Genomic DNA, 14733 nt, shown 5'->3' with positions numbered 1-14733 from the left:
TGGGGTGAATCCGGTGACGACGTGGCCCGCCGGGTCGACCGGTGGAGACGACCCCTCGACCTGCGGAGGCACTGTGGAAGACGACGCCGCGCCGACGGCCGACATGATCCGTGCGCAGCTGCGTCGACTGCGGACCGCCGCCGGGATGAGCCAGGAGGAGTTCGGTCGGCTGGTGCACTACTCCGGCTCGATGGTGTCCGCGCTGGAGCTGGGGCAGCGTCCACTGGACCGGCTTTTCCTGGCCCGCGCCGACGAGGTGCTGACCACCGGCGGCCTCCTCGTCTACCTGCTCAAACTCGCCGAGCGCGACGGCCAGCCGAGTTGGTTCCGGCCCTGGCTGGACGCCGAGCGCAGCGCCCGCCAACTGCGCTGCTTCCAACCCACGCTGATCCCCGGCCTGCTACAGACCGAAAACTACGCCCGCGCGGTCCTGCGTGGCGACGAGTCCCTCAGCGCCGACGGCTTGGACCGGCTGCTGGCTGGCCGGATGGACCGCCAGTCGCTCCTCGTTCAGGCTGAGCCGCCGCAGTTCGTTGCCGTCATCGACGAGCTGGTGCTGAGGCGCACCGGGGAAGAGTTTGTCGGTCTGATGGTCGAACAGGTCGCCCACCTGATCTCCTGCGCGGAGCAGCCCAACATCAGCGTGCACATCGTGCCCGCCGAGGTCGGGCTGCATCCAGGGCTGTCGGGGCCGTTCGTCCTGGCCCGGGGCGCGGACGGCGGCTGGGTGGGACACCTGGAAAACCAGCTTGGCGGCACCGTGGTGGACACCGAGGATGGTCTGGCTACGCTGCTCGCGAGATGGGAGAGCGTGCGGAACGATGCCCTGTCCCGCCGGCAGTCCATCGAGCTGATGAAGAGGATCGTGACGACATGGAGCTGAAGAGCGCCGAATGGCGCAAATCAACCCGCAGCGGCGTTAGCGGGGGCGACTGCGTCGAGGTGGCGGACAATCTGCCCGGGGTGGTGGGCGTGCGGGACAGCAAGGACCCGAACGGCCCGGTCCTGGTTTTCGCGCCAGCCGCCTGGCGGGCGTTCGTCGCCGTCGCCGGTCGACCCACCGCCTGACCCGGGAGGTCCTGGTGCCGCAGCGAGGCCCGTCAGCCGGTGACCCGGACAAGCCGGAAGGACCGCCAGACAAGCCGGAAGGACCGCCGGACACACCGACCGGACGCCCGCCGACCACGCCGGCCGAGGTGCCGCCTCCGGTGCCGGTTCCCGCGCCGGGGATCGACCCGGACGAGCCGCCGGCCGTCCCGTCCGGGAAGTTCGGCACTCCGGGGCGGCCGTTGCGCCGTAGCAGCTTCCTGATCGGGTTCACCGGTGCGCTGGGCGTGCTGCTGGCGTACACCCTCTATCTGGGGATTCGCAATGCCGGCGGCATCCTGGTGCTGGTGGTGATCGCGCTCTTCCTCGCGGTCGGCCTCAACCCGGCGGTGGTCCGACTACGCCGGTGGGGTGTGCCGCACGGCCTGGCGGTGGCGTTGGTGGCGTTGACCGTGGTGCTGCTGCTCTGCGGCGGCGTGGTCGCACTGGTCCCGCCGATCGTCACCCAGTCGGGTCAGTTCATCGACCAGATCCCGAGTCTGCTCGACGAGCTGCGCCGCAATCCGACGGTCAACGACCTGGTGGAGCGGTACGACGTGGTGGAGCGCGTGCAGGGCGCGGCCAACGCGGAGACCGTCGGCCGGGCGCTGGGCGGGGTGTTGGGCGGCGCCCAACTGATCTTCGGCACGGTGTTCCGGACGTTGACCGTGCTGGTGCTGACCATCTACTTCCTGGCCTACTTCAACAAGCTGCGTTCACTGGGCTACTCGCTGGTGCCCCGCTCGCGGCGGGAGCGGGTGCAGCTGATCGGCGACGAGATCCTGGCCAAGGTGGGCGCGTACATGGTCGGCGCGTTGAGTATCGCGGTGCTGGCCGGGGCGACGACCTTCGTGTTCGCGCTGATCGTCGGGCTGCCGTACCCGTTCGCGTTGGCGGTGGTGGTCGCGGTGACCGACCTGATCCCGCAGATCGGCGCGACCCTGGGCGCGGTGATCGTGAGCCTGGTCGGCTTCGCCGCCGACCTGCCCACCGGCATCGCCTGCGCGGTGTTCTTCCTGATCTACCAGCAGGTGGAGAACTACCTGATCTACCCGAAGGTGATGCGGCGCTCGGTCGAGGTCAACGAGGTCGCGGCGCTGCTCGCCGCACTGCTCGGAGTGGCGTTGCTGGGCGTGGTCGGCGCGCTGATCGCCATCCCCACGGTGGCCGCGCTGCAACTGATCCTGCGCGAGGTGGTGCTGCCCCGCCAGGAGAGAGGGTGACCGATCAGTCGCCCGGCTGCGGCACTGGCGTGTCCGCGAACGAGGCGACCGTCCGGTCGGCGTACGCGCTGACGTCGCCGGACTCCATCGGGCCGTCCCAGGTCGTCGGCAGTGGCACCTCGACCGCCGGGTTGACCCGACGGACGATCTCGTCGAGCACCCTCTCCGCGTCACCCACCCAGAGGTGCTTGGCACCGGACACCCCGACCACCTCGGCCTGCGGCACGGCGGCGAACCGCTCCCGCGCCTCGGTCGGCCGCAGGTAGTCGTCGAACTCCGGCACGAGCGCCGTCAACGGTCGACCTGAGGCGGCCCAGGTGGCCAGGTCCTCCGGGGCGGAGAAGCGCAGCGGCGGGGAGAGCAGGATCGCACCCGCGATCGCCGGGTCGCAGCCGTACTTCAGGGCCAGGTCGGTGCCGAACGACCAGCCGACCAGCCAGATGTCGGGCAGCTCGGCGAACTCCGCGTACTCGATGGCGGCGGCCACGTCGTAGCGCTCGCCCACGGCACCGTCGAACGCGCCCTCACTGGTGCCGCGCAGGCTGCTGGTGCCCCGGGTGTTGAACCGCAGCACCGCCAGGTCGGCCAGCGCGGGCAGCCGCCAGGCCGCCTTGCGGAAGACGTGACTGTCCATCATCCCGCCGTGGGTGGGCAGCGGGTGCAGGCAGACCAGGGTGGCCACCGGCGGCCGGTCGGCCGGCACCGCCAACTCGCCGACCAGCCGCAGACCGTCTGCGGTGTGCAGCTCGATGTCCTCCCGGCGGCCGGGCAGGATCGACGACGCGCGGATCGCTGTGCTCACCGCCCAAGTCTGTCGCGAAACCGCCGCCGCCGCCCACCCAGGCAGGAACAGGGTGATCCAGGTCGCTCAGTGGACCGGTCAGTAGCGCGGGGCGCCCCGGCCGCGCTGCACCGCCGGGCCACGCCGGTCCCGGGCGCGCCAGCAGCCGCTGTGCCAGTGCCGCCGGTCGGTCAGGTCACCCAGGCCGTCGGCCGGCCAGGCCACCAGGTGCGCCACCCCGGGTCGGATCTCCTGGTCACAGCCGGGGCAGCGGTACGTCTTGACCGACGCCCCCGCGCCGATGCCGCGTACCTGCCAGGCGCCGTCGGTCCACTGCTGCACCGAGGCCACGCCCTGCCGGACCCGGTCGGCGTCCAGGTCGGCGTTCTCGTCCCGGCGGGGGCGGTTGCGACGGGGGCTCACAGTCACCAAGCGTACGGTCCAACAGCCGGGACGGCTCCGCGGCCGGCCCGGCGGCGATTGGGATCACCGCCAGCTCTGTGGCCGGGTCGGGTCCTCGTCGACCTGGGTACCAGCCAGCACGGTTGTCGCGTCGGCCTCGGTGAAGATGTGCGGTGGTCGTTCGCTCTGCCAGGGCCAGCCGAAGTCGACGGAGACCGTGATCCGGGGAATGCCGACCAGCTCCATCCGGGTCGCGGAGAGCAACACGGGCCGGCCGGCGACGCTGTGGTTCGCCCTGGTGTAGGTACCGGCCTGGCTGGCGTAGCGGTACTGCACCGTCATGGTCTCGGTGTCAGCGCGGGTCACGGCGAACCGGGCGGTGACCAGCCGGGGGTACGAGGCGACGTCGACCGCACAGGCGGACACCCTCGCGCCCTGGGGCAGGGCGTCGAGTCGCAGCGGACCCACGCACCGGCGTGCCTCGTTCCAGCGCAGGGCTCCGAGCGCCCGTTCCAGCACCGCCCGGTCGTCGTGCAGCATCACCGCACGGGCGTAGAGGCCTGGCACGGGCTGCCACATTGTGACCAGCCCACGGGGCATGCCGGTCGTCGCTCGGGCTTGACCGTCGAAGACCTGCGGGCCGGGTTCGCTCACGTCGACGGAGACGCCGTCGATCTCGACGCTGCTGGGCAACTCGGCGGACCGGGCCACATCGACGCGCACCGGCTCGCCGCCCGGCACGCCGATCCGCACCGTCTCGACCTGCCCCAGGATCACCTCCCAGCCCAGGTAGTGGGCCCGGGCCGGGTCGACGCCGAGGTGCAGCACGTGCGGGTCCGCACCCACCAGCGTCGGGTCGGCAGCCGCGCCGGGCACCCCTTCGGCGCGGGCTGGCAACGGTGGGACCACGGTGGCCGTGGCGCTGGTCCAGGGCATCCGGTCGGCCAACCGGTCGAGGTCCGTCCCCACCACCCCGCCGAAGCCGAGTGCTCCGACCAGTGACAACGCGGTGCCGGCGGCGACCCGGCGGTGGAGTTGGCGACGCCGACCCCGGGCGCGGGACGACCGCAGTAGCCGGTCGCCGTCCACCGGCCCCTCGGCACGTTCCCGCAACGTCAGGACGATCCGCTCGTCGAGGTCGGTCACGGCCGGCTCCCGTTCGTGGTCGGGGCACCGCAGCGCTCCCGGAGGTTGGCGAGCGCCCGCATCGCGTGGGTGCGGACGGTGACCGGCGAGCAGTCCAGGATCTGGGCGATCGTCGTGTCGTCGAGGTCCTCGTAGTAGCGCAGCACCAGCACCGCCCGCTGGCGGTCGGGCAGGCCGAGGATCAGCCGCCACATCTCGTCCCGGTCCGCCGCCTCGCCGCCGAGGTCGCCCCGGTGCGGCAGCTCCGCGAAGGTGTCGACGACCAGCTCCCGGCTCGACCGACGACGCCACCAGGAGATGTTGGCGTTGACCAGCATCCGCCGCACGTACACGTCGGGGCGGTCGGCGCGGGCGATCCGCCGCCACTGCACGTACGCCTGGGACAGCACGTCCTGGGTGAGGTCCTCGGCCCGGTACGGGTCACCGGTCAGCAACCGGGCGAGCCGGACCAGCGCCGGACCCCGGCTGCTGACGTACTCCTCGAAGGTCACACCTTGCAGACGCCGTCGGCACCCTCCGGCGTTGACCCGTCAGCGGTGCGAGTGGTCGCGGAAGCCGCGGCGGGTCTTGCGGCCCAGGTAGCCGGCGGTGACCAGGTGTTCCAACAGCGGCGCGGGCGCGAAGCCGGGCTCGCGCAACTCCAGGTACAGCTCCCGCTGGATGGCCAGCGAGACGTCCAGGCCGACCACGTCGAGCAGCTCGAACGGGCCCATCGGGTAGCCGCAACCGAGCTTCATCGCGTGGTCGATGTCGTCGGCCGTCGAGTAGCTGGCCTCCAGCATCTTCACCGCGTCGTTCAGGTACGGGAAGAGCAGCGCGTTGACGATGAACCCGGACCGGTCGCCGCAGACCACGCCGGTCTTGCCGAGGGTGGCGCACACCGCCCGGGCGGTGGCGGTGGCCTCCGGCGAGGTACGGATGGTGCGGACCACCTCGACCAGCGGCATGACCGGCGCCGGGTTGAAGAAGTGCAGCCCCACCACGTCGGCCGGCCGGTGGGTGGCCATCGCCACGTCGATCACCGGCAGCGACGAGGTGGTGGTGGCCAGCACCACGCCCGGCTTGCAGATCTCGTCGAGGCTGGCGAAGAGGGCCTTCTTGACGCTCAGCTCCTCGACGACCGCCTCGACCACCAGGTCGACGTCGGCGAGGTGGTCGAGGGTGGCCGACCAGGTGATCCGGCCGAGCGCGGCGTCCCGGTCGGCCTCGGCGAGCCTGCCCCGGACCACTCCCTTGTTCAGCGAGGTCTTCACCGCCTCGCACACCGTCGCGGATTTCTCCGCACCCCGGGTCACCGAGACGACCTCGTAGCCGGCCTTCGCGAACACCTCGATGATCCCGGTGGCCATCGTGCCGGAACCCACGATGCCCACCTTCGCGATGGCGCGAGCCCCGTCGGCGAGCGCGGCCTCCGTGGCCGGCGGCGTCGTCTCGTCGGGTACGACCTTCGGCGAACCGGGCCGCTCGTAGGTGTAGAAGCCCCGACCGGACTTACGGCCGAGCAGTCCCGCCGTGACCATCTGCTTCAGCAGCGGCACCGGGGCGTGCCGGCGGTCGCGCCCACCGCGCCGGTACATGGTGTCCAGGATCTCGTACGCGGTGTCCAGGCCGATCAGGTCCATCAGCGCCAGCGGGCCCATCGGCAGGCCGCAGCCGAGCTTCATGGCGGCGTCGATGTCCTCCCGCGTCGCGTAGTGCGACTCGAACATGCCCACCGCGTGGTTGAGGTAGCCGAAGAGCAAGGCGTTGGCGATGAAGCCGGCCCGGTCGTTGATGGTGACGTCGACCTTGCCGAGCCGGGTGCAGAGCGCCTCGACGTCGGCGACCACCTCGGGCGAGGTGACGACCGTGCGGACCACCTCGACCAGCTTCATCACCGGCGCCGGGTTGAAGAAGTGGATGCCGATGACCTGGTTGGGCCGGCTGGTGGCCACCGAGATCTCGGTGACGCTCAGCGACGAGGTGTTGGTGGCGAGGATGGTCTCCGGTCGGCAGACCCGGTCCAGCTCCGCGAAGATCCGCTGCTTGAGGTCCAGGTGCTCGGGCACCGCCTCGATGACCAGGTCGACGGAGTGCAGCGCGTCCAGCCCGACCGCGAAGTGCACCCGCTCGTGCAGGGCGTCGCGGTCCGCCGCGGCGAGCTTGCCCTTGGCGACGGCACGGTCGGTGGAGCCGGTGAGGGTGGCCCGACCGCGTTCCAGCGCGGGCTCGGAGATCTCCACGGCCACGACGTCGATGCCGTTGCGGGCGAAGACCTCCACGATGCCGGCACCCATGGTGCCCAGCCCCACCACGCCCACGGTGCTGAAATCGCGCGCCACGACCGGCCTCCCCGGAGACTCCGCACGGCCACTGAACGGCCGCTAAGGTTATGCGCGCGAGTCTGCCACGTGACGCTCGGTTGTCGAGACGCCGTGGCATATTTCACCCACGACGCCGCGACCGTCAGGGAGCGGGCACTGTGGCCGCTAGGCGGCGGGCACCGTGGTCAGGGCCAGCAGCTCCGCGACGAACTCCATCGGACGCTCCAGGTGCGGGCTGTGACCACAGCCGGGCAACACCACCTCGTGGTACGCGCCGCCGGCCGCCGCGTACCGGTCCAGCACCGCACGGGTCTGGCCGATCATCGGCTGGGGTGGACATTCCTCCTCACCCGGCCAGCCGGGCACCACACCCAGCGAACCCAGGTACGCCAGGTCGAACAGCGAGGTGTCCGAGACGATGACGTCGGCGTCCCCGCGTACCCAGGTGACCGGAGGTTTCTCGGCGACGGCCACCAGCTCGTCGGCGAGCTGGAACCAGGTCGGCGCGAGCGCGTTGAGCACACCGCGCTCCCCCGGTGCGGTGCCGGGCCAGTTCTCCGAGGGCACCGCCGTGCCCGGGTAGTTGTCGTCCCCGGTGGCGGTGGAGAGCACGGTGTCCAGCAGGAGGTCCTCGTCGGTGCCGAGGGAGGCGGGATCGGCCACATAGATGGCTCGCAGCACGGCGCGCGGGCTGGCCGGGGCGTCCGCGCTCCGGTCGCCGGACGCGAGCCGGGCGACGAAATCGGGGTTCGCGGTGCCGGCGCCGGTGCCGGCGAAGTCCGGGGTGGTCGGTGTGCCGGTCAGGTCACGGGTGCCGCCGAAGCCGTACGGGGAGACCGGCGCCGCGAGGAGCAGGGCGCTCACCCGGTGCGGGTGGTCGACCAGCAGGCGCATCGCGACCCCGCCCCCGAGGGAGTGCCCGACCACCACCGGGCGGGCGTCGGCCTCGAAGAGCATCGGGTCGTCCAGCAGGGCCGCCACGTCGTCGGCGAAGTCAGCAAGCCCTCGGGTGGCGTCCACCGGGGCCGTCTCGGTGTCGCCGTACCCGCGCAGGTCGGGGGCGACCACCCGCAGCGTCGGCGGCAGACGCCGGACCAGCGGCTCCCAGAACAGCGCGGACGAGCAGTTGCCGTGAATCAGCAGCACCGGGGTGCCGTCGGCCGGGCCGGCCACGCGTACCGACTGGGTGATGCCGTTCGCCGTGACGGTCCGGTGCTCGGTCTCCATCCGCGGCATGCTGCCACGCCCGACCGCGACGGTCCAGGTGCCCGGTCACCATCCGGGGAGCGGCCCGAGTGTGGGCCGCCCTCACCGTCGCGTGCCGGGCGGCGTCGCCAACGGCAGCGGCAGTGTCGGTCGGACGTCGCGGCGGGACGGGCCGAAGCTGAGGCCCACCGGATCGGTGAGCGCCACCCCGGGGTCGAACAGCCGCAGCTCGGTCCGGCCGAGCCGGATCACGTCGCCGTCGGCGAGCAGCTCCACCTCTGTGATCCGGCGATCGTTGAGCCAGGTGCCGTTGGTCGAGCCGAGGTCCCGCAGGGACAGGCCCTCCGGCGTCAGCCACACCTCGGCGTGGCGGCGGCTCAGGTGCGGATCGTTGATGACCACCTGCCCGGTCGGCGCCCGGCCGATCACCTGCCGTTCGGTTCGCACTCGAAAGCTCGCTCCGCGCATCGGCCCACCGGCAACCGTCAACAGCGGCATCAGTTCCGGATGTTCCTCCATGGACAGTCAGCCCTCCACCCCACACCGTCACTCCGCGCGTCAGCCTGCCACCAGACGGTAATCGTCAATACCGACCGGCCGGTCAGCCTCTCGTCACCTCCCGGCCACCTGCCGTTCGACGATTCGGGCGGGGGCTTTCGACATCACTGTCCTGACCTGCACTGATCAACGATCGGCCGGGGTGGTGGGACGCCCGGCGCGGCACCCCGGATCGCCGAGCTACCCGCGAGTAATTTTCGGGTCTAGACTTCCGCCATGACGGCTGTGCATGTCCCCGGCATCCCGATCATCGAGGCGGGCCGACTGGTGTCGACCAGCCCGGCCACCGGCGTCGAGGCCGGCCGCCTCCCCGTCGCCACCGACGCCGACGTGCGCGAGGCCGTCGCCCGCGCCCGCGTCGCCGGCGAGTGGTGGGCCGGGCTCGGCTTCACCGGCCGCCGCGACCGGCTGCTGCGGTGGCGTGCCCTGCTCGCGAAACGGATCGAGCAGTTGGCCGAATTGGTGCACACCGAGGGCGGCAAGCCGGTCGACGACGCGATCGTCGAGATCGTCACCGCGATCGAGCACATCGACTGGGCAGCCCGCAACGCCGGGCGCGTGCTCGGCCCACGCCGGGTGCGGTCCCGGCTCATCCTCGCCGAGTTCTCCGGGCACCTCGAATACCAGCCGCACGGCGTGGTCGGCGTCATCGGGCCGTGGAACTATCCGGTCTTCACGCCGATCGGCTCCGCCGCGTACGCCCTGGCGGCCGGCAACGCCGTGGTGCTCAAGCCGAGCGAGTACACGCCCGTCGTCGGCCAGTGGCTGGTGGACGGCTTCGCCGAGGTGGTGCCCGAGCATCAGGTGTTCACCGCCGTACACGGCCTGGGCGACGTCGGCGCCGCACTGTGCCGCTCCGGGGTCGACAAGCTGGCCTTCACCGGGTCCACCGCCACCGCCCGGAAGGTCATGGCCGCCTGCGCCGAGACGCTGACCCCGGTGCTGATCGAGGGCGGCGGCAAGGACGCCATGATCGTCGACAGCGACGCCGACCTGGACGCCGCCGCCGAGGCGTGCGTCTGGGGCGGCATGACCAACGCGGGGCAGACCTGCATCGGCATCGAGCGGGTGTACGCGGTCGACTCCGTCTTCGACGCCTTCGTCGACAAGGTGGTGGCCCGTGCCGGTCGGCTGACCGTCGGCCCGGAGGGTGCCGACATCGGCCCGATCACCATGCCGAGACAGATCGACGTGATCCGCCGGCACATCGACGCCGCAGTCGCCTCCGGCGGGCGGGCCGTGCTCGGCGGGCCGACCGCGGTGCAGCCGCCGTACGTCCACCCGACCGTGCTGGTGGACGTACCGGAGGAGTCGGCAGCCGTCCAGGAGGAGACGTTCGGCCCCACAGTGACCATCAGCCGGGTCCGGGACGCCGACGAGGCCGTCACGCGGGCCAACGCCCTGCCGTACGGCCTTGGCGGTTCGGTCTTCGGCCGACGGCGCGCGGTGGCCATCGCGCGGCGGCTGCGCTCCGGAATGGCCTCGGTCAACTCCACCCTCACCTTCGCCGGCATGTCGACACTGCCGTTCGGTGGGGTGGGTGACTCCGGCTTCGGGCGGATCCACGGTGAGGACGGGCTGCGCGAGTTCGGCCGGGCCAAGGCGATCACGCGGCGTCGCGCCCGGTCACTGCTGCCGTCGATGACCTTCGAACGGACGCCCACCGACATGACCCGGCTCGTCAAGGCGATCAAGGTGATGTACGGCAGGTGAGTGTCGGATAACCGATCTTCACCAAAGATCGGCGTATCCACATGTTTATGAGCCGTGGTCGCAGCGGTACATTACGTTAAATGGGCCCCAATCGATTGCGTTACCGCCTTGTCGACAGTGACCAGTCGTGGAGCGCCCGTCGGCGTCGGCACCGCTCGGACTGGCTGGCCCGCACCTTCCCCGACCTCGGTGACATGCACGTCGTCGATCTCGGCGGCCGGCTCGGCACCTGGCACCGCGCCACCGTCCGCCCGGCCCGGGTGACGGTCGTCAACCTGGAACAACCCCCGTCGGTCGTCCCGGAATGGGCCCACGTCGAGCAGGCCGACGCCTGCGACCTGCCGGAGCACCTCGCCAAGGGTGCCTTCGACCTGGTCTTCTCGAACTCGGTGCTGGAACACGTGGGCGGGCACGAACGCCGGTTGCGCTTCGCCGCCGCCGTCCGCTCGCTGGCCGACCGGCATTGGGTGCAGACGCCGTACCGTTACTTCCCCATCGAGCCACACTGGATCGCGCCGGGGATGCAGTTCCTGCCGGTCCGACTGCGCACCGCGCTCGCCCGCCGTTGGCCCCTGGGGCACAAGCCGACCCGCAGCCACGACGCCGCCATCCACCAGGTGCTCTGGACCGAGTTGCTGGACCGATCGCAGATGCGCCACTACTTCCCCGACTCGACGATGCTCGTCGAGCGGGTCTTCGGCCTGCCCAAGTCGCTGATCGCGGTGCGTACCGGAAGCTGAGCGGCGGCTCAGAAGAGCGTCAGCTCGTCCTTCTCGATGCCCCGCAGCTTGTCGTAGTCCACGACCACGCACCGGATTCCCCGGTCGGTGGCGAGAACCCGGGCCTGCGGCTTGATCTCCTGAGCGGCGAAGACCCCGGCGACCGGGCTGAGCAGCGGGTCACGGTTCATCAACTCGAGATAGCGGGTCAACTGCTCCACGCCGTCGATGTCGCCGCGCCGCTTGACCTCGACGGCGACCGAGCCGGAGTCGGCGTCCCGGCACAGCAGGTCGACCGGGCCGATCGCCGTCATGTACTCCCGGCGGACCAGCGTGAACCCCTCCCCCAGCACCTCCGGGTTGGCGGCCAACAACTCCTGCAGGTGCGCCTCCACCCCGTCCTTGCGCAGACCCGGGTCCACACCCAGCTCGTACGAGGTGTCCTGGAAGATCTCCTCCAGGGTGATCCGCAACTCCTCACCGGCCTTGTTGACCACCCGCCACACACCGGGGGCCTCCTCCAACCGGCACGGCGGGCTCATCCAGTTCAACGGCTTGTACGCCCGGTCGTCGGCATGGATCGACACCGACCCGTCCGCCTTCACCATCAGCAACCGGGTGGCCGGCGGCAGGTGAGCCGAGAGCCGTCCGACGTAGTCCACCGAGCACTTCGCAATGACCAACCGCACCCGACGAGGGTAGCCGAGCACCCGCCGGCCACCAGCGAGCGGCACTGGCGCGTCGATGCGATGCTGAGTCCGTGTTCGAAGTTCTCACCGGCACCGGCCTCGCCGCCTCGGCAGGGCTGAACGCCTACATACCCCTGCTCGTCCTCGGTCTCCTCGGCCGCTACACCGACCTGATCGACCTGCCCAGCGGCTGGACCTGGCTCGGCAACGGCTGGGTCATCGTCATCATGGCCGCCCTGCTCGCCGTCGAGATGGTGGCGGACAAGGTGCCCGTCGTCGACCACATCAACGACGTGGTGCAGACGGTGGTCCGACCGACGGCGGGTGGCCTGGCCTTCGGTGCCGGTTCCTCGTCCGAGACGGTGACGGTCAGCGACCCGGGAAGTTTCTTCTCGACCCACCAGTGGGTGCCGGTCGTCACCGGTGTGCTGCTGGCGTTGGGCGTGCACCTGCTCAAGTCCGCGGCGCGGCCGGTCATCAACGCGACCACCGCCGGTTTCGGCGCTCCGGTCGCCAGCACCGCAGAGGACGCGACGAGCGTGGTGGTCTCCCTCGTCGCGGTCATCCTGCCGGTGCTGGTGCTCGTCTTCCTGGTCGGCCTGCTGTTCTTCGTCTACTGGTTGTTCCGTCGGCGCTCCGAGCGACGCCGTGAACGAGAGGCGGCCCGCGCCGCCGGGTTCCGCGTCTGACCCCTGATCGACTCGGGTTCGTGTAAACCGCGGTGTCCCCGATCTCGGGACACCGCGGTTTCCTGAAAGTCGAGTCGATCAGCCCGGGTCTGGGTGGGTCAGGGCAGGTCGTTGGCGCGCCGGATGACCGTGACCAGGTCGTCGATGATGTCGGTGAGGGCGAAGTCCTTCGGGGTGAACACCCGGGCCACCCCGGCGGCCCGGAGGGTGTCCGCGTCGGCGGCCGGGATGATGCCGCCCACGACGACGGGCAGGTCCGCCCGCCCGGCGCCGCGCAGACCGTCGAGCACCGCGGGCACGGCGGCCAGGTGCGACCCGGAGAGCACGGACAGCCCCACCAGGTCGACGTCCTCCTCGACGGCGGCGGCGACGATCTGCCCGGCGGTCAGCCGGATGCCCTGGTAGACGACCTCGAAGCCGGCGTCACGGGCACGTACCGCGATCTGCTCCGCGCCGTTGGAGTGCCCGTCCAGGCCGGGTTTGCCGACCAGCAGCCGCAGCCGACCGCTGCCCAGCTCACGGGCTGTGGCGGTGACCCGCTCCCGGACCGCCGCGAGCCCCGGGTCGCCGCCGCTGCCGGTGGCGCCGGCCAGGCCGGTCGGCGCGCGGTACTCGCCGAAGACCTGGCGCAGCGCGCCGGCCCACTCGCCGGTGGTCACCCCGGCCCGCACGCACTCCAGGGTCGCCGGCATCAGGTTGGTGGTGGTCGCGGCGTCCGCGCGGAGCCGGGCGAGGGCCGCGTCCACGGCCGCCCCGTCCCGATCGGCACGCCATCGGTGTACGCGGTCGACGGCGGCGGCCCCGACCGCCGGATCGACCTGCTCGACGGCGTCGGCTCCGGCGGCGGTGAGCGGGGAGGGTTCGGTCTCGGCGTAGCGGTTGACCCCGACCACCACGTCGGCGCCGGACTCCATCCGGCGGCGGCGCTCGGCCAGCGAGGCGACGAGCGCGCTCTTGAGGTAACCGGTCTCCACGGCCGCGACGACGCCGCCCAGTTCGAGGACCTTGTCCAGCTCGACCCGCGCCCCGGTGACGATCTCGTCGACGAGTGCGGTCATCACGTGCGAGCCGGCGAACAGGTCGGGGTATTCGAGCAGGTCCGACTCGTAGGCCAGGACCTGCTGCATCCGCAGCGACCACTGCTGGTCCCAGGGGCGGGGCAGACCGAGCGCCTCGTTCCAGGCGGGCAGTTGCACGGCCCGGGCCCGCGCGTCGCGGGACATCGTGACGCCGAGCATCTCCAGCACGATGCGCTGGATGTTGTTCTCCGGCTGCGCCTCGGTGAGACCGAGCGAGTTGACCTGAACCCCGTAACGGAACCGCCGTTGCCGGGCCTCCGTGACCCCGTACCGGTCCCGGGTGACCTCGTCCCAGAGCACGCCGAACGCGCGCATCTTGGCGATCTCCTCGACGAAACGCACCCCGGCGTTGACGAAGAACGACACTCGCTGCACGACGTCGCCCATCCGCTCGGCGGGCACCTGACCGGAGTCGCGGACGGCGTCGAGCACGGCGACCGCGGTGGCCAACGCGAAGCCGACCTCCTGCACGGGCGTGGCACCGGCCTCCTGCAGGTGGTACGAGCAGATGTTGACCGGGTTCCACTTCGGCATCGCCCTCAGCGTGTAGGCGATGACGTCCGCGGTCAGCCGCAGGGAGGCCGCCGGCGGGAAGATGTACGTCCCCCGGGAGAGGTACTCCTTGATGATGTCGTTCTGGGTGGTGCCCGCGCAGCGGGCCAGCTCGGCGCCCTGTTCCAGCCCGACGGTCCCGTAGAGGGCGAGCAGCCACATCGCCGGCGCGTTGATGGTCATCGAGGTGTTCGTCTCGGCGAGTGGAATGCCGTCGAACAGCGCCCGCATGTCGTCGAGGTGGGCCACCGGCACCCCGACCCGGCCGACCTCACCGGCTGCCAACTCGTGGTCCGGGTCGTACCCGGTCTGGGTGGGCAGGTCGAAGGCGACCGAGAGGCCGGTCTGCCCCTTCGCCAGGTTGCGGCGGAAGAGGGCGTTGGTCGCGGTCGCCGACGAGTGGCCGGCGTAGGTGCGCATCACCCACGGGCGGTCCCGCTCGGGCAGCCGCCCCGGAAGTGCCGTCTCGTCCATGGCCGGAGTTTAAGTTACCGGCCAGTAAAAAGGGCTGTGGAAAACCACACAGGTCCATGTCGAGGACGTCCGGGTGCGAAGCACCCGCAGTGGCGCGCACCGCCACACCCCGG

Annotated in this window: 15 protein-coding genes; 6 read left to right on the top strand and 9 right to left on the bottom strand. The window is 71.3% G+C overall.

Annotated features, from left to right (window positions below; translation table 11 throughout):
• Positions 1–103: 103 nt before the first annotated feature.
• From O7617_RS18015 to O7617_RS18005, 3 genes are all read left to right on the top strand, one after another.
• A complete protein-coding gene (locus O7617_RS18015; RefSeq protein WP_282264777.1) occupies positions 104–883 on the top strand; it encodes a helix-turn-helix transcriptional regulator in 780 nt (259 codons plus the stop codon).
• Entirely contained in the window at positions 874–1068 is a 195-nt protein-coding gene (locus O7617_RS18010) for a DUF397 domain-containing protein (RefSeq protein WP_282256943.1), read from the top strand. The genes O7617_RS18015 and O7617_RS18010 overlap by 10 nt, the downstream gene beginning before the upstream one ends.
• Before the next feature lie 140 nt (positions 1069–1208).
• Positions 1209–2309, top strand: a complete 1101-nt coding sequence (locus O7617_RS18005) for an AI-2E family transporter (RefSeq protein WP_348774138.1) — start codon at positions 1209–1211, stop codon at positions 2307–2309.
• 4 nt (positions 2310–2313) lie between these two features.
• Here the strand turns inward: O7617_RS18005 and O7617_RS18000 are convergent, their stop codons facing one another.
• From O7617_RS18000 to O7617_RS17970, 7 genes are all read right to left on the bottom strand, one after another.
• Entirely contained in the window at positions 2314–3111 is a 798-nt protein-coding gene (locus tag O7617_RS18000) for an alpha/beta hydrolase (protein ID WP_282256942.1), read from the bottom strand.
• 78 nt (positions 3112–3189) lie between these two features.
• Positions 3190–3519, bottom strand: a complete 330-nt coding sequence (locus tag O7617_RS17995; RefSeq protein WP_282256941.1) for a hypothetical protein — start codon at positions 3517–3519, stop codon at positions 3190–3192.
• 57 nt (positions 3520–3576) lie between these two features.
• Positions 3577–4638: a hypothetical protein gene (locus O7617_RS17990; RefSeq protein WP_282256940.1), complete on the bottom strand. Its 1062-nt coding sequence runs from the start codon at positions 4636–4638 to the stop codon at positions 3577–3579.
• Positions 4635–5129: a SigE family RNA polymerase sigma factor gene (locus O7617_RS17985; RefSeq protein WP_282256939.1), complete on the bottom strand. Its 495-nt coding sequence runs from the start codon at positions 5127–5129 to the stop codon at positions 4635–4637. Before O7617_RS17985 ends, O7617_RS17990 begins: the two co-directional genes overlap by 4 nt.
• 39 nt (positions 5130–5168) lie before the next feature.
• Positions 5169–6959, bottom strand: coding sequence for a 3-hydroxybutyryl-CoA dehydrogenase (locus O7617_RS17980; protein WP_282256938.1), 1791 nt, complete (start codon positions 6957–6959; stop codon positions 5169–5171).
• Positions 6960–7106: 147 nt separating this feature from the next.
• Positions 7107–8168 (bottom strand): alpha/beta fold hydrolase, encoded by a 1062-nt coding sequence (locus O7617_RS17975; protein ID WP_282256937.1) that lies wholly within the window; start codon positions 8166–8168, stop codon positions 7107–7109.
• 81 nt (positions 8169–8249) lie between these two features.
• Positions 8250–8615 (bottom strand): FHA domain-containing protein, encoded by a 366-nt coding sequence (locus O7617_RS17970; protein WP_282264775.1) that lies wholly within the window; start codon positions 8613–8615, stop codon positions 8250–8252.
• Between the two features lie 306 nt (positions 8616–8921).
• On the opposite strand from O7617_RS17970, the gene O7617_RS17965 reads away from it, so the two are divergent.
• Together O7617_RS17965 and O7617_RS17960 are read left to right on the top strand one after the other, a co-directional pair.
• Complete coding sequence (locus tag O7617_RS17965) at positions 8922–10418, top strand: aldehyde dehydrogenase family protein (protein WP_282256936.1); 1497 nt, start codon at positions 8922–8924, stop codon at positions 10416–10418.
• An 80-nt stretch (positions 10419–10498) separates the two neighbouring features.
• Positions 10499–11158 (top strand): class I SAM-dependent methyltransferase, encoded by a 660-nt coding sequence (locus O7617_RS17960; RefSeq protein ID WP_282256935.1) that lies wholly within the window; start codon positions 10499–10501, stop codon positions 11156–11158.
• A gap of 8 nt (positions 11159–11166) precedes the next feature.
• On the opposite strand, the gene nucS is transcribed toward O7617_RS17960, so the two are convergent.
• Positions 11167–11826 (bottom strand): endonuclease NucS, encoded by a 660-nt coding sequence (gene nucS, locus O7617_RS17955; RefSeq protein WP_282256934.1) that lies wholly within the window; start codon positions 11824–11826, stop codon positions 11167–11169.
• 71 nt (positions 11827–11897) lie between these two features.
• Between nucS and O7617_RS17950 the strand changes: the two genes are divergently transcribed.
• A complete protein-coding gene (locus O7617_RS17950; protein ID WP_282256933.1) occupies positions 11898–12515 on the top strand; it encodes a DUF4126 domain-containing protein in 618 nt (205 codons plus the stop codon).
• 98 nt (positions 12516–12613) lie between these two features.
• Here O7617_RS17950 and O7617_RS17945 read toward each other — a convergent pair whose 3' ends face one another.
• A complete protein-coding gene (locus tag O7617_RS17945) occupies positions 12614–14620 on the bottom strand; it encodes a protein meaA (RefSeq protein ID WP_282256932.1) in 2007 nt (668 codons plus the stop codon).
• Positions 14621–14733: the final 113 nt, after the last annotated feature.

This window comes from Micromonospora sp. WMMD1155 (assembly GCF_029581275.1).
Classification (GTDB): domain Bacteria; phylum Actinomycetota; class Actinomycetes; order Mycobacteriales; family Micromonosporaceae; genus Micromonospora.
Note: the sequence above shows the minus strand (reverse complement) of the source record. Positions and strands in the feature narration are given on the sequence as shown.